Genomic DNA, 20317 nt, shown 5'->3' on the forward strand with positions numbered 1-20317 from the left:
CTGTGGGTTTGCGCCGACCTGTCCCTGTCCACCTTCGATTGATCCGGTTAGGCTGGCTGGCGTCGTCGGGTGGCTGCAGGACGAACGGAACGTCCTACCCGCTGGGAGGGCGTTTCATGCGTGCCATGAGCCCCTTTCAGTCGGATGGTGCGGCAGGATTGCGGTGACCCGTCGGTGTACATCCACACACCACCGAGTCACGCAACGGCGCGCGACAGGAGCCAAGAAGTCATGCAGACCAAGCTGGACGCAGCCAAGGCCGAACTGCTCAAGAAGGCAGCCGCAGCCGCTGAGAACAGCCAGGTGGGGGGAGCGGCGCCGGGGGAGGGTCTGAGCAACGGCGCTCTGACCGCGTACCTGCACCACTACTACCTCCACACCGCGCCCGACGACCTGGTCGACAGAGACCCGGTCGACGTGTACGGCGCGGCCGCCTCCCACTACCGCCTGGGCCTCAAGCGCCCGCAGGGCACCGCCGAGGTGCGGGTCCACACCCCCTCGGTCGAGGAGAACGGCTGGTCCTGCGGCCACACCGTGGTCGAGGTCGTCACGGACGACATGCCCTTCCTGGTCGACTCCGTCACCAACGAGCTGTCCCGCCAGGACCGCGCGATCCACGTCGTGATCCACCCCCAGCTGGTCGTCCGCCGCGACATCACCGGCAAGCTGCTGGAGATCCTGGACGTCGACGCCTGCTCCCGCAGCCAGGCCGCCGGCACCGAGTGGCCCGCCGACGCGACCGTCGAGTCGTGGATGCACATCGAGGTCGACCGCGAGACCGACCGCGAGGACCTGCGCGCCATCGAGGCCGACCTGCGCCGCGTGCTCGGCGACGTCCGCGAGGTCGTCGAGGACTGGGGCAAGATGCGCGAGAGCGCGCTGCGCCTGGCCGACGAGCTGGCCGAGGAGCCCCCGGCCGGCCTGCCCGAGCAGGAGGTCGGCGAGGCCTGGGAGCTGATGCGCTGGCTCGCCGACGACCACTTCACCTTCCTCGGCTACCGCGAGTACGACCTGGTCGAGCACGAGGGCGAGGAGGTCCTCAAGGCCGTCGCCGGGACCGGCCTCGGCATCCTGCGCTCCGACCCGCACAGCCACGACGACGCCCACCATGCCGTCAGCGAGGCCTTCGGCCGGCTCTCCGCGCCGGTGCGCGCCAAGGCCCACGAGAAGAAGCTGCTCGTCCTGACCAAGGCCAACAGCCGGTCCACCGTGCACCGCCCGGCCTACCTGGACTACGTCGGCGTGAAGAAGTTCAACGCCGCCGGCGAGCCGGTCGGCGAGCGCCGCTTCCTCGGCCTGTTCTCCTCCGCCGCCTACACCGAGTCGGTCACCCGCATCCCGGTCGTGCGCCGCAAGGTCCAGGAGGTGCTGGAGGACTCCGGCTTCTCCAGCGAGAGCCACGACGGCCGCGACCTGCTCCAGATCATGGAGACCTTCCCGCGGGACGAGATCTTCCAGACCCCGGCCTCCGAGCTGCTCTCCATCGCGACGAGCGTGCTCTACCTCCAGGAGCGCCGCAAGCTGCGGCTGTTCCTGCGCCAGGACGAGTACGGGCGCTACTTCTCGGCGTTCATCTACCTGCCGCGCGACCGCTACACCACGCGCATCCGGCTGCTGATCACCGACATCCTCAAGGAGGAGCTGAACGGCGCCACCATCGACTACACGGTGTACGCCACCGAGTCGGTGCTGACCCGTCTGCACTTCGTCGTCCGGGTCGCCCCGGGCACCGCGCTGCCGCACCTCAGCGACACGGACATCGAGCGGATCGAGAACCGCCTGGCCGAGGCCGCCCGGTTCTGGATGGACGGCTTCCACGACCAGCTGCACACCGAGCTGGGCGAGGAGCGGGCCGCCGAGCTCGGCCACAAGTACGCCAACGCCTTCCCCGACGGCTACCGCGCCGACTTCCCGCCGCGCACCGCCGTCGCCGACATCAAGCAGATCGAGTCGCTGCACGGCGAGGGCGACTTCCGCCTGAACCTGTACCAGCCGGTCGGCGCCGGCGACGACGAGCGCCGCTTCAAGATCTACCGGGTCGGCGGCCCGATCTCGCTGACCGAGGTCCTGCCGGTGCTCCAGCGCCTGGGCGTCGAGGTGCTGGACGAGCACCCGTACGCGCTGCGCCGCTCCGACGGCAGCACCGCGTGGGTCTACGACTTCGGCCTGAAGCTGCGCGAGGCCACCGAGCTCACCGACGAGGCCCGCGAGCGCTTCCAGGAGACCTTCGCCGCCACCTGGACCGGCAAGGCCGAGAACGACGGCTTCAACGAGCTGGTGCTGACCGCCGGGCTGACCTGGCGCCAGGCGATGATGCTGCGCGCGTACGCCAAGTACCTGCGCCAGGCGGGCTCCACGTTCTCCCAGGACTACATGGAGGACGCGCTCCGCAACAACACCCACTCCACCCGGCTGCTGGTCAACCTGTTCGAGGCCCGGCTGAGCCCGAGCCACCGCGCGGGCGCCCTGGAGCTGACCGAGGGCATCCTGGAGGAGCTGTCCGGCGCCCTCGACGAGGTCGTCTCGCTGGACGAGGACCGCATCCTGCGCTCCTTCCTGAACCTCATCAAGGCCACCCTGCGGACCAACTTCTTCCAGCACGCCGCCTCCGGCGAGTGGCACTCCTACGTGTCGATGAAGTTCGACCCGAAGGCCATCCCGGACCTGCCGGCCCCGCGCCCGGCGTTCGAGATCTGGGTCTACTCGCCGCAGGTCGAGGGCGTCCACCTGCGCTTCGGCAAGGTCGCCCGCGGCGGTCTGCGCTGGTCCGACCGGCGCGAGGACTTCCGCACCGAGATCCTGGGCCTGGTCAAGGCGCAGATGGTCAAGAACACCGTCATCGTCCCGGTCGGCGCCAAGGGCGGCTTCGTCGCCAAGCAGCTGCCGGACCCGGCGGTCGACCGCGACGCCTGGCTGGCCGAGGGCGTCTCCTCGTACAAGACCTTCATCTCGGCGCTGCTCGACATCACCGACAACCTGGTCGGCGGCGAGGTCGTGCACCCGGCCGACGTGGTCCGCCACGACGAGGACGACACCTACCTGGTCGTCGCCGCCGACAAGGGCACCGCGACCTTCTCGGACATCGCCAACGGCGTCGCCGAGTCCTACGGCTTCTGGCTGGGCGACGCGTTCGCCTCCGGCGGCTCGGCCGGCTACGACCACAAGGGCATGGGCATCACCGCCCGCGGCGCCTGGGAGTCGGTCAAGCGCAACTTCCGCGAGCTCGGCGTCGACACCCAGACCGAGGACTTCACCGTCATCGGCATCGGCGACATGTCCGGCGACGTCTTCGGCAACGGCATGCTGCTCAGCGAGCACATCCGCCTGGTCGCCGCCTTCGACCACCGCCACATCTTCCTGGACCCGAACCCGGAGGCGGCCTCCTCGTACGCCGAGCGCCGCCGCCTGTTCGAGCTGCCGCGCAGCTCCTGGGACGACTACGACCGGTCGCTGATCTCGGCCGGCGGCGGGGTCTTCCCGCGCAGCGCCAAGTCGATCCAGCTGACCCCGCAGGTCCGCGCCGCCCTCGGCGTGTCGGCGACCAAGCTGACCCCGGCCGAGCTGATGCGGGCCGTCCTCCAGGCCCCGGTCGACCTGTTCTGGAACGGCGGCATCGGCACCTACGTCAAGGCCTCCACCGAGACCAACGCCGAGGTGGGCGACAAGTCCAACGACGCCATCCGGGTCAACGGCGAGCAGGTCCGGGCCCGGGTCATCGGCGAGGGCGGCAACCTCGGCTGCACCCAGCTCGGCCGCATCGAGTACGCGGCCACCGGCGGCCCGGAGGGCACCGGCGGCTGGATCGACACCGACGCGATCGACAACTCGGCCGGTGTGGACACCTCGGACCACGAGGTCAACATCAAGATCCTGCTCAACCAGGTGGTCGCCGAGGGCGACATGACGGTCAAGCAGCGCAACGTCCTGCTGGCCGAGATGACCGACGAGGTCGGCCACCTGGTGCTGCGCAACAACTACGCGCAGAACGTGGTGCTGGCCAACGCCGTCGCCCAGGCGCACAGCATGGTCAACGTGCACGCCCGGATGATCAGCCGCTTCGAGTCGGCCGGCCGGCTGGACCGCGGGCTGGAGTTCCTGCCCGCCGAGCGCCAGATCCGTGAGCGCCAGCAGAACGGCCGCGGCCTCTCGCAGCCCGAGATGTCCGTCCTGCTCGCCTACACCAAGATCATCCTGGCCGAGGAGCTGCTGGCCACCGAGCTGCCGGACGACCCGTTCTTCCGCACCTCGCTGCACGAGTACTTCCCGACCGCGCTGCGGGCGAGGTTCGCCGACGCGATCGACAACCACGCGCTGCGCCGCGAGATCATCACCACGCTGATCGTCAACGACACGATCAACCGCGGTGGCTGCACCTTCGCCTTCCGCCTGAAGGAGGAGACCGGCGCGACCTACGAGGAGATCGCCCGGACGCACACCGCCGCGCGGGCCGTCTTCGACCTGGAGCCGATCTGGGCCGAGATCGAGGACCTGGACAACAAGGTCCCGGCCCGGGTGCAGACCAAGATGCGGCTGCACTCGCGGCGCCTGGTCGAGCGCGCCACCCGGTGGATGCTCAACAACCGCCGCCAGCCGCTCGACATCGCCGGCACCATCGAGTTCTTCCACGACCGGGTCAACCAGGTCTGGGCGTCGCTGCCCAAGCCGCTCCGCGGCGAGGACCTGACCTGGTTCGAGTCGATCTACGGCGAGCTCGCCGCGGCCGGGGTGCCGGAGGAGCTGGCCACCCGGATCGCCGGCCTCTCCTCGGTCTTCCCGACCCTGGACGTCGCCGAGGTCGCGGACCGCTCCGGCAAGGACGTCGCCGAGGTCGCCGACCTCTACTACGACCTGGGCGACCGGCTCCAGATCTCGCACCTGCTCGACCGCATCATCGAGCTGCCCCGCACCGACCGCTGGTCGTCGATGGCCCGGGCCGCGATCCGCGAGGACCTCTTCGCGGCGCACGCGGCGCTGACCGCCGACATCCTGGCCTGCGGCCCCGAGGGTGCGACCCCGGAGGAGCGGTACACCGCCTGGGCCGAGCTCAACGCGACCCTGCTGAACCGCGCCAAGAGCACCCTCGACGACATAAGGGGTTCGGACAACTACGAGCTGTCCAGCCTCTCGGTCGCGATGCGCGTCATCCGCACCCTGCTGCGCACCGGTTCGATGCGCTGACGGACGGCTGTACCGGAGGGGCCCGCGTCCACGGACGCGGGCCCCTTCCGCATGTCCGGCCGCCCGCCCGGAGGGCCGTCCGACGGCCCTCCGGAGAAGTCGCGCCGAGGGTCGTCCGGAGGTCCGTCCTGAGGTCCGTCAATTCCGGAGCGTGACAGCGGAATCACGCTGCGCGCGAATCGAAGTGTGGTCGGGATGTGTCCCTATGGTTAACGCGGCGTCACGAATGCCGCCATTTCTTGTCAGAGTTCCCAGCAAGTCGTGGAATTTCGCCCCAACTGCCCTTTTTGCTATCTGTTCTGACATGGCATGAGGTGCAGTAGGCTGACTCCGCGATAGGCGTCGCCGCAGGTCTCGTACCGGAACGCACTTCGATGTGGTGTGACATCGGGTGCCTTTCGGAGAGGTTCAGGCCGCCAGTCCCATTCGCGTTCCGGGGCCCGGACCGGCCCCACGCGATGCCACCTGAAGAGAGTTTCATGACGTCATTTGTGCAGGAACCCTTTTTCTGGGTCTTCATCGTGGTGATGCTCGTATCCGTCGGAGCGGCCCTCCAGGCCCGCCGGACGAACCTCGCCCTGCGACGGCGCAACGCCTCGCTGGAGGAGGAGAGCGCCCTGGCACAGCGGCAGCGCGAGGAACTCGCCGTGCTGCACGACCGCCTGCAGGGCCAGCACGCCTCCGAGCTGACGGCCGTCCGCCGGGACGCCGAGGAGGACACCAAGGCCGTCCTCAAGGCGGCGATGCGGACGCTGCAGGGCTTGGCCGACGAGCAGCAGATCGTCATCGACAAGGTGCAGCGGAAGTACGGCGACAGCCCGCAGATCCTCGCCGACCTGATGACGATCGACCACACCAACAGCCAGTTCGGCCGGCGCGCCCAGGGCATCGCGGTGCTCTGCGGCGGCTGGCTGGGCCGCCGTGAGAGCGTCGCCTCGGTCTTCGACGTGGTCCGCAGCGCCCAGGGCCGGATCCGGCACTTCGACCGGGTGCGGATCCACTCCCGGGTCAGCGTCTCGCTCGCCAGCAAGGTCGTCGAGCCGGTCGCCGTCGTGCTGTCCGAGCTGCTCGCCAACGCGACCAACTACTCCGCCCCGGACACCCCGGTGGAGGTCAGCGTCCAGGCCGTCCCCACCGGCGTCTGCCTGATCATCGACGACGCCGGCCTCGGCATGGGCCAGGAGGAGAAGGACCGCGCGTCGCTGCTCCTGAACCCGGGCGCGCCGATCAGCCTCACCAGCCTGGGCAACCCCCCGAAGTTCGGCTTCGCCGTCTCCGGCATGCTGGCCGCCCGCTACGGCTTCCGGGTCTCCGTCGACTCCGTCTCCCCGTACGGGGGCGTGCGGGCCGTGGTGCTGCTGCCGGCCGAGCTGCTGAGCAGCGAGGTCGCGGCCCCGCCCGTCGCCGAGCACACCGACTACCCCGACTACCAGGCCGCGCCGGTGGAGCAGCCCGCGCAGGCCTGGGCACCGGGTGCCGGCCAGCGGCTCGTGTCGCTGTCCGAGCCGACGGCGCCCCTGGCCCCGGTGCCGACGCCGTACGCGGCGACGGCGGGACCGGAGACGACCGCGGACGGACTGCTGCCCCGGCGCCGCCGCCAGCGTCCCGTGTCGGTCGTCCCCACCCCGCAGGAGCCCGGTCCCGGTCGGACCGAGGATCCGCGGGGCACCGGCCAGTACACGCCGTCCCGCCTCGGCGCGTTCCAGCGCGGCACGCTGTCCGGGCGCAACACCATGACCACGGAAGGAACCGAGATCCAGTGAGCCGCGATCTTTCCTGGGTGCTCAACGACGTACTCCAGGTACCGGGCGCCCGGCACGCTATCCTCGTCTCCGCCGACGGCCTCCTGCTCGAACGGTCCAGCGAGATCGGCCGTGACGAGGCGGAGACCAACGCCGCCGCGATGAGCTCGATGCAGTCGCTGAGCCGCGCGGTCGCCCCGTTCGTCGGCGGCGGCGCCGGGGTCTGGCGCCAGACCCTCCTGGAGTACGACCACGGCTGGATCTTCCTGATCGCGGCCGGCAGCGGCGCGTACCTGGCCGCCTCCACCGCCCCCGACGTCGACATGGAGGCGATGTCCTTCCGGATGCAGCAGCAGGTGGGCGCGCTCGGACGGGCGATGTCGGCGGCGCCGCGCCAGAGCACGCTCAGCGGCTCATGACGACCGGCGGCGAGGAACAGCGGGTCTCCGGCGGCTTCATCCGCTCCTACGTCATCACCGGTGGGCGCGCGTTACCGAGTGCGGACGACCTGTCTCTGATCACCCTGGTCACCATCGCGCCCGAGCAGGACCTCCCCGCGCTGCCGAGCCCGGAGACCCGGGCGATCTGGGAGCTGTGCTCCGGCGGCTACCTCTCGGTGGCCGAGGTCGCGGCCCGGCTGGAGCTGCCGGTGGGGGTCGTGAGGCTGCTGCTGACGGACCTGATCCGTGAGGGGCGGCTGCTGCGGCGGTCGGCCCCGCCCCCGGCCCAGGCCCCGGACCCGAGACTTCTAGAGAAGGTACTGCATGGACTTCAACGCCGGTTCGCCTGAGGACATCTACGTCCCGGGCGCGGTGACGACCGCTGTCAAGATCCTGGTCGTGGGGCACTTCGCGGTCGGCAAGACGACGCTCATCGGGGCCCTGTCGGAGATCGCCCCGCTGAGCACCGAGGAGAGCATGACGCAGGCGTCCGTCCGCGTCGACGACCTCCGCGGGGCGCCGGACAAGAAGACCACGACCGTCGCCCTGGACTTCGGTCGGCTGACGCTCGGCGACGACCTGGTGCTGTACCTGTTCGGCACGCCGGGCCAGCAGCGGTTCATGCAGCTCTGGGAGGACATGGCGCGGGGGGCGCTGGGGGCGCTGCTGCTGGCCGACCCGACCCGCCTCGCGGACACCTTCCCCGTCATCGACCTGATCGAGCAGTACGGCCTGGAGTACGCGGTCGCGGTCAACAGCTTCGACCGGGAGAGCGGGTACACCGAGGACCAGCTGCGCGAGGCGCTCGACCTGCTGCCGCACACGCCGGTGGTGTTCTGCGACGCGCGGGACCAGCGCTCCTCGGCCAACGCCCTGCTGACGCTCGTCCGGCACCTGCTCGACCGCGCCTCCTGACCTCCCCACGGCTCCTCCCTCCCCCACGCCTTCCTCCCCTCACGTCTCCCGGGTCCGCACCCGCCCGGGGCCTCCTCCAAGGAACGACCCATGGAATCTCTGCAGCGACCCGTACCGCAGTCGCCTCCGCCGGGCTGCCCGATGCACGCCGGCGTGAGCACGCCGCTCTACGGGGAGATGTTCTCGGCCGACCCCGGCGCGGTCTACGACAAGCTGCGCGCCAACGGCCCGGCCGCGCCGGTGGAGTTGGCGCCGGGGGTGGACGCCACCCTGGTCACCTCGCACGAGGCCGCGCTGCGGGTGCTGCAGAACCCGGGCATGTTCGCCCGGGACTCGCGGCGCTGGGCGGCGCTGAACGAGGGCCGGGTGCCGATGGACAGCCCCGTCCTGCCGATGATGTTCTACCGGCCCAACTGCCTCTTCACGGACGGCGCCGAGCACCTGCGGCTGCGCAAGGCCGTCACCGAGAGCCTGGACCGGCTCAACGACAACCGGCTCAACCGGCACGTCGAGCGGATCGCCGGCTACCTGATCGACCAGTTCAGCGCGCTGGGCCGGGCCGACCTGCTCAACGACTACGCCAAGCTGCTGCCGCTGCTGCTGTTCAACCAGCTGTTCGGCTGCCCGGCCGACATCGGCGACCGGCTGACCCGCAGCATGTCCGCGCTCTTCGACGGCCTCGACGTGATCCAGGCCAACGAGGAGCTGACCTCCTGCCTGATGGACCTGGTCGCGCTGAAGCGCCGCCAGCCGGGCGACGACATCACCTCCTGGCTCATCCAGCACCCGGCCGGGCTGCGGGACGAGGAGCTCAAGGACCAGCTGGTCATGCTGATGGGCGCCGGTGTCGAGCCCGAGCGCAACCTCATCGGCAACGCGCTGCTCCTGCTGCTGTCCGGCGAGGGCGGTGCCGGACTGCGCATCGAGGACGCCCTCGACGACGTGCTGTGGAACAACCCGCCGATCGCCAACTACGCGACGCACTACCCGATGCAGGACCTCAACCTGGGCGGCGTCCCGATGGACGCGGGCAGCCCGGTGGTGATCAGCTTCGCCGCCGCCAACAGCGACCCGGTGCTGACCGACGCCCGACTGACCCTCAGCAAGGGGGCCCACCTGGCCTGGGGCGCCGGCCCGCACGCCTGCCCGGCCAAGTCCCCGGCCCAGCTGATCGCCCTGAGCGCGATCGAGTGCCTGCTCAACGCGCTCCCGGACGTCACGCTCGCGGTGCCCGCGGAGAGCGTCGAGTGGCGGCCGGGCCCGTTCCAGCGCGGCCTGGTCTCGCTGCCGGTGCGGTTCAGCCCGGTGGCCGCCCGCACCGCGGGGCCGGCCGTGGGCGCGGACACCGCCCCCGCCCCCGCGCCCGCGCAGGCCGCCGCCGAGCAGGTGCAGGCGTACCCGCAGGCCGCCGGTCCGGCCCGCGCCCCGCAGAAGAAGGGCTGGTGGAGCTCCTTCCTGGACGTCTTCCGGGTCTGAGGCGTCCCGGGCTCCGGGCTCCCCGGCCCGACCCGCCGTCGTGGGCCGTCCGGCCGCCGGCCGTTCGGTCACGGGCCGTTCGGTCACCGGCTGTTCGGTCACGGGCCGTCCGGTCACGGGCCGTTCGGGTACCAGCCGTTCGGTCACCGGACGTTCGGTCACCGCGAGGTGAACGGCGTGCGACGACGGTGCAGTACGTGACGGGGGCAACACGGATCGACGCTTGAGCGCGCTGGTGCTGGGTAGTACGCCGCCGTACTGCCCGCCCGCGTGTTGAAGGAGCCCGTGTGACCGCCATGTTGGAAGCCCGCCCCGCGGAGTCGGAGCACCCTGACGGCAGGGTCGACCGCCGTGCCGCCGTCCCGCTGCTGCGGAGGCTGCGGTCGGCCGAGGGGCTCGCCGACCCGAGCCCGGTCTACGACGGGCTGCGGGCGCTCGGGGACCTCGTCCCGGCGCCCTGGGGCGGCTACCTGGTCACCGGTTACGAGGCCTGCGACCAGGTCCTGCGCGGCAGGACCTGGCTCGTCCCCGACTTCGCCTGGCAGGAGCGGCAGACCGGGACGGAGCGCTGGGAGGCCGTCGCCACCCAGGAGATGAGCCGCACCCTCTCCCGCCTCAACGCCCCCGAGCACACCCGGCAGCGGCGCAGCCTCGGCAGCCTCTTCGACCGCAACACCCTCCGGGACATGACGCCGCGGATCGAGGCCGACGCCACCGAACTGCTCGACCGCCTGGCCGAGCGAATACAGGCGGACGGCGAGGCGGACTTCGCCTCCGTGGTCAGCGAGCAGCTGCCGATCGGCACCATCGGGCGCTGGCTGGACATCCCCCGCGCGGACTACCCGCACATCCTGACGATGACCCACAACCAGGTGCACGCCCAGGAACTGCTGCCCACCAAGAGCCAGCTGGCGGTCTCCGAGCAGGCCACCATGGACCTTCGCGAGTACTTCACCCGGCTCGTCCGGGAGCGCCGCGACAACGACGGCGACGACGTGATCGCCGGCTGGATCCGCACCTGGGACGCGCTGGAGTCCGACCCCGAGGCCACCGACCGGATGGTCTACCAGCTCACCATGTTCGTCACCATCGCCTCGCTGGAGACCACGGCGACGCTGCTCTCCTCGCTGGTGTGGCAGCTGCTGCGGTCGCCCGGGACGTGGGACTGGCTGCGGGAGCGGCCCGAGCACATCGACGAGGCGATCGACGAGGCGCTGCGCTACGACCCGCCGATCCGCGTCAACAGCCGCGTCGCGGGCGAGGACACCGTGCTGGCCGGAACGTTCCTCCCCAAGGACACCATGGTCCACGTGATGTACGGCGCGGCCAACCGCGACCCGCGCCGCAACCCGGACCCGCACGCCTTCGACCCGCTCCGCCGGGGTACCCACCTCACCTTCGGCGGCGGCGCCCACTACTGCCTCGGCGCGGGCCTGGCCCGGCTGGAGGCGCGGGCCCTGATCGGCCAACTGCTGGAGCGCTTCCCGACGCTGCGGGCGGTGAGCCCGCCGGAGCACGCGCCCCGGATGGTCTTCCACCGGGTGACGTCCCTGAGAGTGTCCGCATGAACGTCTCCCCGCAGGCTCCCCAGTACCCCCCGTACGCGATGCAGCCGCCGCCGTACGTCCCGCACCCGTCGACGACGACCGGCTGGTACCCGTCGGCCCCGCAGTCCCCGCCGGTCCCGCAGTCGGCGCCGGTCCCCGAAGGTGCTCCCGCTCCCGAAGGCGCTCCCGCTCCCGAAGCCGCGGTGGTCCCCGAACCCGCGCCCGCCCGTACGGTCCGTTCCGAGCTCCGGGGCGCGGTGCTCCACGTCGAGCTGGACAGCCCGGGGACGGGGAACGCCGTCACCTCGGCCATGCTGGACGAACTCCTCGCTCTCCTCGCCGTCCCCGACCCGGCCGTGCGGGTGATCGTGCTCTCCGCGGCCGGCCGCGACTTCTGCCTCGGCGGCGACCGCGACGAACTCCTCGCGGGTCTGGACGAGGACCCGACCGGCGGCCGCATACGGGCCTACGGGGACAAGGCCCGCCGGGTCTGCGACGCCCTCGTCAACAGCCCCGCCGTCACCATCGCCCGGGTCCAGGGCCGGGCGACCGGCGCCGGCTTCGCCCTGGCGCTCGCCTGCGACCTGCGGGCCGGCGCCGACAACGCCGTCTTCCGGCTGCCCGAACTGGCCCTGGGCCTGCCCGTCGCCTGGGGCGGCCTGCTGCCCCGGCTGCTGCACGAGGTCGGCGCGGCCCGGGTCCGCGAGATCATCCTGACCGGCCGCCCGGTCGGCGCGGTGGAGGCGCGGGAGCTCGCCATCCTGCAGCGCGTCGTCCCCGAGCAGGAGCTGGACGAGGCGGTGGCCGAGTGGGCCCGCCCCATCACGCGCCGCTCCGAGGCCGCCCTGCGGGTCACCAAGACGCTGCTCGCCTCCCACGCGTCCGCGACCCGGTTGGCCGACGCCGCCGTGCTGGACTCCGAGCTGATGGCCTCCGTCCTGGCCGCCGCCCACTACACCCGGAGCCTGGCCGACCGGGGGCCGGCCTCCTGACCGGTGCGTGCGCGAAGGGGCCCGCGTCCTCGGACGCGGGCCCCTTCCGTGCGTGGGGGAGCCGGTTGTCGATCGTGCCCGCACGTTCGCTACCGTGTGCGGTCGACGAAGGAGAGATGATCATGGTGGGGACGACGCGCGGCGGGCGCGTGGCCGGGGCCGTACTGACGACGGCGCTGGTCATGGCCGGAGCGGCGGCCTGCGGGGGAGACGGGGGCGGCGCTGCCGAGGCGGCGGCCAGTACACCGCCGCAGCCGTTCGGCGCCGCCGGCTACCGCGGGCTCCAGCTCTCGATGACCAAGGAGGAGGCGCTCACCTCCGGAGCCCTGGAGCCGTCGCCGGTCTCGCTGCTCAACGGCTGCACCGACTACGCGTACAAGGGCGGCCCGGCGCCGGACCCGGTCCGGATGGCGGCCGAGGCCGAGGTCCGTACGAAGGCCGACAAGGCCCTGGCCAGGATCGACGAGATCAAGGCGGCCAGGAAGCCGCTCGCGTCCCCGCCGTCCGGGGCCTCGTCGAAGGAACTGCAGGAGTACCTCGCGGGCCTTCGGGAGCAGCTCGACCAGACCGAGGCGGGGCGGCGGGAGATGGCCGTGCTCTACAAGGACCTGGACCTCCTCGGGCCCGCCCGCAAGAACCGGGACCAGGCCTTCCTGACCACCGGCCGGGTCAACTTCGGCACCGAGGGCCTGCGCCAGCTGGTCGCCCCGGCGGGCGCCCGCACCGCCGAGGGCATCGGCGCCGGCTCGACGGAGGAGGAGCTCAAGCGCGCCTACGAGGGCAGGGACCTCAAGCCGATCAAGGAGGGCGGTTACGAACTCCCGTCCGAGAGCGGCAGCGGCGGCCCGGACTGGTTCTACGAGTTCACCATGGCCGACGGCAAGGTCGCCGGGCTCGCCCTGGTGAAGCACAACACCTACTGCGCCTGAGAAACCGGTTGTGGATCGTGGCCGCACCCTCGGTACGGTGACCCTCGAAAGATCATGTGGGGGTTTGTGACATGGGGAAGAACCGGGCCACGGTCCGCGCGGTGGGCGTGGGCATCTCGGTAGTACTGCTGGCCGCCTCGGCGGCGGCCTGCTCGTCCGACGACAAGAAGGACTCGGCGAAGGCCGGGGGCGCCGCCGCGGCACCCTCGGCGGCGCCCACGACGAAGGGCCCGGAGGCCTTCGCGGCGGCCGGGTACCAGGGGATCAAGCCGGGCATGGCCAAGGACGCCGGGCTGGCCACCGGCGCCCTGGAGGCGTCACCGGTCTCGCTGCTCGGCGGCTGCACGGACTTCGTCTACAAGGGCGGACCGGCGCCGGACCAGGCCCGGATGGCCGCCGAGGCGGCGACCGAGGCCCGCTACAAGGACCTCAGCGCCAAGGCCGACGCGGCCAGTGGGAAGGCGCCCGCCCCGGCGGGCACCCTGCCGCCGAACGCCTCCGCCAAGGACGCGGCGGCCGCCGCCGCGGGCTCCGCCGCCGGGGCCAAGGACTCGGCCGCCGCCGCCAAGCTGATCGCCGACTCGACGATGGCCCTGGTCGACCTGAGGGTGGCGCAGGAGGCCAAGGACAAGGCGTACCTGACCACCGGCAGGGTCTCCTTCGCGGAGGCGGGCCTGCGTGAGCTGGCCGCCCCGGCGGAGGCGAGGACGGCCGAGGGCATCGGCGCCGGCTCCACCCTGGAGGCGCTCCAGCAGGCGTACGGCGCCAAGGGCCTCCAGCAGGACAAGAGCGGCAGGTACGTGCTGCCGGTCGAGGGGCAGCCGGGCTGGCAGTACGAGTTCACGGTGGACGCCGGGAAGGTCGCCGGGATGGCCGCGGTGAACCGCGACATCAAGTGCGCCTGACCGTCTGATCGTCCGACCGGTCGAGGAGGGCCCCGCCGAACCGTCCGGTTCGGCGGGGCCCTCTGCCGTGCTCTGCCGTGCTCCGGCGGGAACCCGGCGGTGCGTGCGGACAGGTGGGGGTGTGGAACTGTCACAGCGGGCGCGATTGAGGAGCGGCGACCAGTGGGCGTTCGGGGAGCTGTTCGATGAGACGGCGGACGATCTGTACCGGTACGCGGTGCGGGTGGTGGGGGACCGGGCCGCGGCGGAGGACGTCGTCCAGCTGACGTTCCTCGAAGCGTGGCGCCTGCGCGGCAGGCTGCGGGAGGACGACGGGCCGGTGCGGCCCTGGCTGTTCGGGATAGCCGCCCAGGTCCTGCGCAACACGACCCGGGCGGCCCGGCGGCACCGGGCGGCGCTGGCGCGGCTGCCCGACCGGGGCGTCCTGCCGGACTTCGCCGAGGAGTTGGCCGGGCGGCTCGACGACGACGCCCGGCTCGCCGCCGTGCGGCGGGCACTGGGCGGGCTGCGGAAGGCGGAGCGCGAGGTGTTCGGCCTCTGCGTCCTGGCGGGCCTGGACTACGTGAGCGCGGCCGAGGCACTCGGGGTGCCGATCGGCACGGTGCGCTCCCGGCTCTCGCGCGCCCGCACCAAGCTGCGCGCGCTGGTGGACGAGGAGCTCCGGGGCGGGCGGGAACCCGCTCCGGACACCGGACAGGTACGGGGTGGCCGCACCGAAGCGGCCAGGTCGACAACACCGGGGAGGACCCGATGAGTCCGATGAATCCGACGAACGAGGACGAACTGCTGCCACCGCCCACGGGGCCGGGGCTCCCCGCCGACCGCCGGCGGCAGCTGCGGGGGCACCTGATGAGCGAGTTCGCACGCGGGCCGGCGGCCGCGCCCCGGCGGAAGCGGCTCGGCTGGGTGGCCCTGCCCGCGCTGGCGGGCGGCCTGGCGCTGTCCCTGGTGCTGGCCGGCGGGCCGACCGAGCGGGGCGCCGACCCCACGCGGCCGGTCGCGGCCGTGGTCCTGGACCGCGCGGCGCGGGCCGCCGAACAGCAGCCCGCCCCGGCGGCGCGCGGGGACCAGTTCGTCTACGTGAAGAGCCTGGACAACTGGGCGAAGTCGCAGGGCGAGGCGCCGCAGACCCGGGAGCTCTGGACGTCCGTTGACGGCAGCAAGCGGGGACTGCTGCTCGCGGACGGGCACCTGCCGAACCCCGGAGGAAGCGACGAGCACGGGGAGGCCGAACCCGTGCCGAACGCCGGGAGGTTCGGCAGCTACGCCTACGTCGCCGCCCTGCCGACCGACCCGGATGCGCTGCTGGCCAGGATCCACGCGGACACCGAAGGCCACGGGCCCGGCCCCGACGAGGAGGCGTTCAGGACCGTCGGCGACCTCCTGCGCGACCAGATCGCCCCACCGGCCGTCAGCGCTGCGCTCTACCGGGCGGCCGCGAAGATCCCCGGCGTCAGGGTGATCGACTCGGTGACCGACGCGGCAGGCCGCCCCGGCATCGCGGTCGCGCGCCGGGACAGCGGTGCGAGGGCCGAGGTTCAGTGGATCTTCGACAGCACCGACTACACCTACCTCGGCGAGCGCAGCGTCGCCGTCACCGACGGCGCGACCTTCAAGAAGGGCGACATCACCAGCCAGATGGCCGTCCTCGCCCGCGCCGTCGTCGACCAGCCCGGCACCCGTCCCTGAGGAGAGGCGCGCTTCTGCGGGCGGCGATGGTGCGATGGAAGGTCAGCTGCCCAGCGCCACGGCGGACGGCGACTGCCACCCCCGTAGGGCGGCGCGGGCGCGGGCGACGCCTCCGGGGGTGGCGGGCGCGCCGGTGCCGACGGCGACGGTTCTCGTGCCGAGGCCCGCGCAGGCGCGGCAGATGCCGGGGCGGGGCACCGGGTCGTGGCAGCGGCCGCACTCGGCGTACGAGGCCGGTTGGGCTTCGGGGCGCTCCGGTGGCAGCTTCCGTTGCAGGCGGTCCCGGAGGATCGCCACCGGGGAGTGCATCGGCTGCGGCAGTCCGGGGAGCAGGGCGTGGGCCAACTCGGCTTCGTCGCAGCCCCGTTCCAGCCACTGCGTGACGAGCGGTGCCAGCGCGCGGGCCTCGGCCTCGCCGAGGCGCAGGCGGGGTTCGGGCCTGATCACCCGGAACAGGGTGGCCACGGCGGCCCGCGTCCGTTCATCCGGGAGGGTGGGTTCTTGCCCCGGGTCCTTTACGGGAGGGGTGACAGCGCGGCCGGTCCCTCGCCCACCGGAAGCCGGGCGGGGGACAGCCGGTTCGGGCTGCGGGGTGTCGAAGACATGAGCCTCGGACCGGATGGTCCCGTCGGCCATCCGGACGGTGTCGACCCGGTAGTACCCGGCGTCCTTCAGCTCCTTGAGGGCCCGCCGGACGGCGCCCCGCCCCTGTGGACTGCTGTCCGCCATCTGCCGCCCGTCCTCCCGCCAGCCGTCGGGGCGGGAGAGCAGGTCGGCGAGGAGGCCACGAGCGGTGTAACTCAACCGCCGGTCCTGCAACAGGCCGTTCGGAAGCACGCTGAACGCGCGCGAATGAACGCTACGATGAATCCGCATCTGGAGTCCTTGCTCCTGGTGCCTGACCCCGGGGTGTTCCACCACCGCCGGGGTCTCCTATGTTCTGTTGATGATGCGGAAAGTAGCACAGCCACTACGAAGAGTGCGAACCGTTCGAGCGTGAAGCCCAAGCCCCCCGCACCGAGTGCGCCCCCACGCCGGGCGAGGTGTTCAGGAGTACCGAGCGAGTCGATGCGGGCCGAGGTAGTAGGACAGGGCGGCGTGCGACGGCCCGTCCGGAACCCCGCCACTCGTCAGCAGCTTCACCACCTCGCTCTCCGGGACCCACTCCACGCGACTCGCCTCGGAGACGTCCTCGGGCTCGCCGATCCGGATGCAGTCGGTGACGTGGTAGGCGTGGAAGTGGGCGTCGCCGATGCCGGCCATGGCGTCGTACTCGGTCAACAGCTCGGCCCGGCCTGGACGCCAGCCGGTCTCCTCCTCGACCTCGCGGACGACGGCCGCCGCCGGCTCCTCACCGGGCTCGACCCAACCGGCCGGCACCTCCCAGCCCCAGCGGCCGGTGATGAACCGGTGCCGGTAGAGGAGCAGGAACTCGCCGGCCTCGTTGGTGACGACGGCGGTGGTCGAGGAGCGGGGGTAGCGGACGACGTGGTGGTCGATCCGGCCGACACCGGGGATGTCGACGTCATCGAGCCAGACCTCGACCCACGGACTCCCGAACACCTGCCGACGCCCGAACACCTCCCACTCCACGAGCGGTCCCTCCCTCACACGCGCACCAGTCGCGTTCCCGACCCTCTCACGCGTGTGGCCTGCACGGGCACGACCGGTTCGCTGCTGGTCATGCCCTGGTCTCCCGTACCGTTCGCGCCGGCCCTCGGCCGCCCGCCATGGGGCGGGCGCGTTCGAGGAGCCCGCGCACGTGGGGGTTGCGGCGGTGCGGCCGGGTCGCGGAGAGCATCGAGCGGAAGCGGTCGTCGGCCCGGCCGGACTGGATGGTCGGATAGTCGTCCAGGGCGAGGTGCCAGTTCTGGACGGCCTCTTCCAGTCGGCCGGCTCCGAGCTGCCACTCGGCGAGCATGGAGAGGGCGCGTACGCGGGACCCGCGGTACACCGGGGGTCGGAGCTTCTCGGAGTGCTGGAGCGCGCGGATCGCGCCATCGCGGTCGCCGAGCTCGTAGTTGACCTGGGCGACGTGGTACGCGAGGGCGGCGGGATCGTAGCGGCCGACGACCTTCGCCTTCGACTCGGCCTGATCCATCGCGACTTCCGCTGTGCGCAGGTGGAGCAGGGCTCCGATCCTGTCCCCGGTCTGGGCGAGGGCGTGGGCCTGCTGGCCGGCGAGGAAGGCCCTCATGCGGGGACCGGCCTCCGGGGAAGCGGCCGAGGCGGCGTCCGCGAGCCGCAGGGCGCTGCTGCCGTGGCCGAGATTGACGGCTTGGACGCTCATGCCGCGCAGGGTGGTGCAGTAGGTGAGGTGGTCGCCCGCGTGCCCGGCCAGCTCCAGGGCCTTCAAGTAGTAGCGCTGGGCCAGGGAGTCGTGGCGTTCGTCCACGGCCATGTAGCCGGTCAGGTAGCAGTGGTCGGCGGCGGCCGACAGCATGGCCTTGCGGACGTCCGCACCGGCGTCCGCCCGCAGGTACGGGACGATCGTGTTGACCAGGAACGAGGCGGCCATCGGACGGGTCATCCGGCCGCCGAACTGGTCGTCCAGGTCGCTGATCCGCTCGGTCATCGCCGCGACCGCCTGGACCTCCGCCATGCCGATCCGCAGGTGGGGGTCGGTCCGCAGTCTCTCGAAGCGGCCCACCACGTCGGGCCAGCCGGGGATGGTGAGGGCCACCGAGTAGAGGCCGGCCGTGAGGATTCCGCGCCGGGACGGGTCCATATCGAGGCTCCCCAGGTCGATCAGCCCTGACACCGTATCCGTCGGCTGCTCAACAGGGGTAGGTGTCCCGCGGAATCCGGCCTCGACGGCGGTGATCGGCCGCTTGAGCCTCCGCGCCAGTGTCTCCAGGACGACCGGCAGGGCCTTCGCCGTAGGCGAGGTGCCGCTGAGCCAGTGGGAGACGGCCGAGGCGTCGTACTTCAGCCGCTGTCCGGCCTCGGTGCCGGTCCGGTTGACGGCCCGAGCCAAATCGCCGTTGCCCCAGGCGGCTTCGGCCATCAGTGAGGCGAGCCTGTGGTTCGGCCCACGGTCGGTTCGCACGACAGTTCCCCCTGGCAGGTGGGTTTCAAGGGTTTCAACGTCCGGGCGCGCCCCGACCATAGCCGACCGCAGGGCACGGATGTTGACTGTTCGTCATCGGCCAATCACCAGCCGTGGTGCGAATGGTCCCGTCCGCGTTCCCCTTCGAGGTGCCCCCATGCTGATGTCCCGCCGCCCGCGCATGTTCGTCGCACGCCTCGACGCGCGGACCGAATCCGCTCCCCTGGCCCGGTACTTGCTCCGGGCCTTCCTCTCCGGGCTGCCCTCCGGGGACCGCTACCGCGACACCGCCGAACTGCTCCTCGGCGAGCTCTTCGCCAATGCCGTCCTGCATTCCGACGCCCCCGACGACCGCCACATCGAGGTCCGCTTCGCCCTCACCGGCTCCCGCTTGCGCCTCGAAGTCCACGATGCGGGCACCGGACGGCCGATCCTCCGGACCGCCGTCCCCGACGATGAGAAGGGGCGCGGTCTGTTCCTTGTCGACGAACTTGCCGAACGGTGGGGTTGCGCCGCCCGCCCTTGTGGTATCGGCAAGTTCGTCTGGGCCCATATCGCCCCCGTCACCACCCTCGCCTGAGAGCCGCTTCTTCCATGAACCTCGTCACCCTCGCCCGGCACACCCTCTCCCGTGGGGCCACCCCGGCCGCGACCTACGCCCTCCTGGCCCGCCTCGGCCACCCGCCCCTGCCCGTCGCGCGCGCCGTCTGCCTCGCCCTCGACATCCCCCACGCCGAAACCACCCGCCGCCTGGCCGAGTGCTACGACGCCCTCCTTGCCGACCCCCGGCCCGACACCGAGACCGACACCGGCGAACTCCTCGAAGCCCTCGGCGTCTTCGACGTCCCCAAGTCGCTCACCGACACCGAACTCGCCGTCGTCGAACACTTCCTCGTCGCCATCGACGCCATGGGCGGCATCCGACCGGGCCACCACCACGGCCTCCAACGCTGGTTCACCACCGGCAACCTCATCTCCGCGTACCTCTCCCTCGCCGCCGCGCATCCCCTTCCCCGCACCGGCGACCCCGCCCTCTACTGGACCACCCTCGTCACGGCCGGCGAACTCCTCGCCACCACGCTCCCCTCCGACCGCCGCATCACCTACGCCCTCACCCGCTGCCGCGCCCGCGCAACCCACCCGTAAGCACGGGAAGTCGGCCCGGCCGACTTCCCGCGCAGGAGTGGCCCGGCGCCGCTTCGGCAAGGCCGAAGCGGCGGCGGATGACGGGGTGAAGTGAGTGCTGCTCGGCGGCGGTTCCGGCGGCCCGGCCCTTCTCGGTCGGGCCCGCCTGGGCCTTGTCGTCCTGGCGGGCGGGCGACCTGCGGCGAGGAGCGCGGCGGTTGTGGCTCTCCCCGCACAGGAAGTCGGCCCGCCGACTCTGCTGGCGAAGTATTCGATCTAGGTCAGGCTCAGGCCGTTGTTGCGATGCCGTGTTGGGTGCAGAGTGTGTGG

Annotated in this window: 17 protein-coding genes; 14 read left to right on the top strand and 3 right to left on the bottom strand. The window is 72.0% G+C overall.

Annotation, left to right across the window (positions count from 1 at the left end; all coding sequences use genetic code 11):
- The first annotated feature begins 231 nt into the window (after positions 1–231).
- The 12 genes from ACWDD9_RS39760 (at position 232) to ACWDD9_RS39815 (ending at position 15813) form a co-directional block, all read left to right on the top strand.
- A complete protein-coding gene (locus tag ACWDD9_RS39760; protein ID WP_074005012.1) occupies positions 232–5178 on the top strand; it encodes an NAD-glutamate dehydrogenase in 4947 nt (1648 codons plus the stop codon).
- A gap of 479 nt (positions 5179–5657) precedes the next feature.
- The gene (locus ACWDD9_RS39765; protein WP_449814286.1) at positions 5658–6941 is read left to right on the top strand and encodes an ATP-binding protein; all 1284 of its coding nucleotides are present in this window, start codon (positions 5658–5660) and stop codon (positions 6939–6941) included.
- On the top strand, positions 6938–7339 hold the full coding sequence (locus ACWDD9_RS39770) for a roadblock/LC7 domain-containing protein (protein ID WP_049653846.1): 402 nt from the start codon (positions 6938–6940) through the stop codon (positions 7337–7339). The genes ACWDD9_RS39765 and ACWDD9_RS39770 overlap by 4 nt, the downstream gene beginning before the upstream one ends.
- Positions 7336–7710, top strand: coding sequence for a DUF742 domain-containing protein (locus tag ACWDD9_RS39775; RefSeq protein ID WP_049653843.1), 375 nt, complete (start codon positions 7336–7338; stop codon positions 7708–7710). The genes ACWDD9_RS39770 and ACWDD9_RS39775 overlap by 4 nt, the downstream gene beginning before the upstream one ends.
- On the top strand, positions 7685–8275 hold the full coding sequence (locus tag ACWDD9_RS39780) for a GTP-binding protein (RefSeq protein WP_049653842.1): 591 nt from the start codon (positions 7685–7687) through the stop codon (positions 8273–8275). Before ACWDD9_RS39775 ends, ACWDD9_RS39780 begins: the two co-directional genes overlap by 26 nt.
- 90 nt (positions 8276–8365) lie before the next feature.
- Positions 8366–9751 carry a cytochrome P450 gene (locus ACWDD9_RS39785; RefSeq protein ID WP_396276422.1) on the top strand — a complete coding sequence of 462 codons (1386 nt, stop codon included), beginning with the start codon at positions 8366–8368 and terminating at the stop codon, positions 9749–9751.
- Between the two features lie 296 nt (positions 9752–10047).
- Positions 10048–11319 carry a cytochrome P450 gene (locus tag ACWDD9_RS39790; RefSeq protein WP_117491748.1) on the top strand — a complete coding sequence of 424 codons (1272 nt, stop codon included), beginning with the start codon at positions 10048–10050 and terminating at the stop codon, positions 11317–11319.
- The gene (locus ACWDD9_RS39795; RefSeq protein ID WP_449814287.1) at positions 11316–12290 is read left to right on the top strand and encodes an enoyl-CoA hydratase/isomerase family protein; all 975 of its coding nucleotides are present in this window, start codon (positions 11316–11318) and stop codon (positions 12288–12290) included. The genes ACWDD9_RS39790 and ACWDD9_RS39795 overlap by 4 nt, the downstream gene beginning before the upstream one ends.
- A 122-nt stretch (positions 12291–12412) precedes the next feature.
- Positions 12413–13219, top strand: a complete 807-nt coding sequence (locus tag ACWDD9_RS39800; protein ID WP_143204675.1) for a hypothetical protein — start codon at positions 12413–12415, stop codon at positions 13217–13219.
- A 71-nt stretch (positions 13220–13290) separates the two neighbouring features.
- The gene (locus ACWDD9_RS39805) at positions 13291–14124 is read left to right on the top strand and encodes a hypothetical protein (RefSeq protein ID WP_380780881.1); all 834 of its coding nucleotides are present in this window, start codon (positions 13291–13293) and stop codon (positions 14122–14124) included.
- A gap of 121 nt (positions 14125–14245) precedes the next feature.
- The gene (locus ACWDD9_RS39810) at positions 14246–14878 is read left to right on the top strand and encodes an RNA polymerase sigma factor (RefSeq protein WP_449814288.1); all 633 of its coding nucleotides are present in this window, start codon (positions 14246–14248) and stop codon (positions 14876–14878) included.
- On the top strand, positions 14875–15813 hold the full coding sequence (locus ACWDD9_RS39815) for a CU044_5270 family protein (protein WP_449814289.1): 939 nt from the start codon (positions 14875–14877) through the stop codon (positions 15811–15813). The genes ACWDD9_RS39810 and ACWDD9_RS39815 overlap by 4 nt, the downstream gene beginning before the upstream one ends.
- A 42-nt stretch (positions 15814–15855) precedes the next feature.
- Here the strand turns inward: ACWDD9_RS39815 and ACWDD9_RS39820 are convergent, their stop codons facing one another.
- From ACWDD9_RS39820 to ACWDD9_RS39830, 3 genes are all read right to left on the bottom strand, one after another.
- Positions 15856–16617, bottom strand: coding sequence for a hypothetical protein (locus tag ACWDD9_RS39820; protein ID WP_449814290.1), 762 nt, complete (start codon positions 16615–16617; stop codon positions 15856–15858).
- 243 nt (positions 16618–16860) lie between these two features.
- Entirely contained in the window at positions 16861–17406 is a 546-nt protein-coding gene (locus tag ACWDD9_RS39825) for an NUDIX hydrolase (protein WP_449814291.1), read from the bottom strand.
- Between the two features lie 88 nt (positions 17407–17494).
- Positions 17495–18820 carry a tetratricopeptide repeat protein gene (locus tag ACWDD9_RS39830; protein ID WP_449814292.1) on the bottom strand — a complete coding sequence of 442 codons (1326 nt, stop codon included), beginning with the start codon at positions 18818–18820 and terminating at the stop codon, positions 17495–17497.
- 199 nt (positions 18821–19019) lie between these two features.
- On the opposite strand from ACWDD9_RS39830, the gene ACWDD9_RS39835 reads away from it, so the two are divergent.
- Together ACWDD9_RS39835 and ACWDD9_RS39840 are read left to right on the top strand one after the other, a co-directional pair.
- Complete coding sequence (locus tag ACWDD9_RS39835) at positions 19020–19442, top strand: ATP-binding protein (protein WP_063780117.1); 423 nt, start codon at positions 19020–19022, stop codon at positions 19440–19442.
- Positions 19443–19456: 14 nt separating this feature from the next.
- On the top strand, positions 19457–20008 hold the full coding sequence (locus ACWDD9_RS39840; protein ID WP_049650826.1) for a hypothetical protein: 552 nt from the start codon (positions 19457–19459) through the stop codon (positions 20006–20008).
- Positions 20009–20317: the final 309 nt, after the last annotated feature.

This window comes from Kitasatospora sp. NPDC001119 (assembly GCF_053598475.1).

Bases quoted from the DNA above. Each gene is read 5' to 3' on its own strand.
- ACWDD9_RS39830 (WP_449814292.1), bottom strand. From the start codon at position 18,820: ATGGCCGAAGCCGCCTGGGGCAACGGCGATTTGGCTCGGGCCGTCAAC.
- ACWDD9_RS39785 (WP_396276422.1), top strand. From the start codon at position 8,366: ATGGAATCTCTGCAGCGACCCGTACCGCAGTCGCCTCCGCCGGGCTGC.
- ACWDD9_RS39805 (WP_380780881.1), top strand. From the start codon at position 13,291: ATGGGGAAGAACCGGGCCACGGTCCGCGCGGTGGGCGTGGGCATCTCG.
- ACWDD9_RS39835 (WP_063780117.1), top strand. From the start codon at position 19,020: ATGCTGATGTCCCGCCGCCCGCGCATGTTCGTCGCACGCCTCGACGCG.
- ACWDD9_RS39790 (WP_117491748.1), top strand. From the start codon at position 10,048: ATGTTGGAAGCCCGCCCCGCGGAGTCGGAGCACCCTGACGGCAGGGTC.
- ACWDD9_RS39760 (WP_074005012.1), top strand. From the start codon at position 232: ATGCAGACCAAGCTGGACGCAGCCAAGGCCGAACTGCTCAAGAAGGCA.
- ACWDD9_RS39775 (WP_049653843.1), top strand. From the start codon at position 7,336: ATGACGACCGGCGGCGAGGAACAGCGGGTCTCCGGCGGCTTCATCCGC.
- ACWDD9_RS39800 (WP_143204675.1), top strand. From the start codon at position 12,413: ATGGTGGGGACGACGCGCGGCGGGCGCGTGGCCGGGGCCGTACTGACG.
- ACWDD9_RS39815 (WP_449814289.1), top strand. From the start codon at position 14,875: ATGAGTCCGATGAATCCGACGAACGAGGACGAACTGCTGCCACCGCCC.
- ACWDD9_RS39795 (WP_449814287.1), top strand. From the start codon at position 11,316: ATGAACGTCTCCCCGCAGGCTCCCCAGTACCCCCCGTACGCGATGCAG.
- ACWDD9_RS39780 (WP_049653842.1), top strand. From the start codon at position 7,685: ATGGACTTCAACGCCGGTTCGCCTGAGGACATCTACGTCCCGGGCGCG.
- ACWDD9_RS39840 (WP_049650826.1), top strand. From the start codon at position 19,457: ATGAACCTCGTCACCCTCGCCCGGCACACCCTCTCCCGTGGGGCCACC.
- ACWDD9_RS39765 (WP_449814286.1), top strand. From the start codon at position 5,658: ATGACGTCATTTGTGCAGGAACCCTTTTTCTGGGTCTTCATCGTGGTG.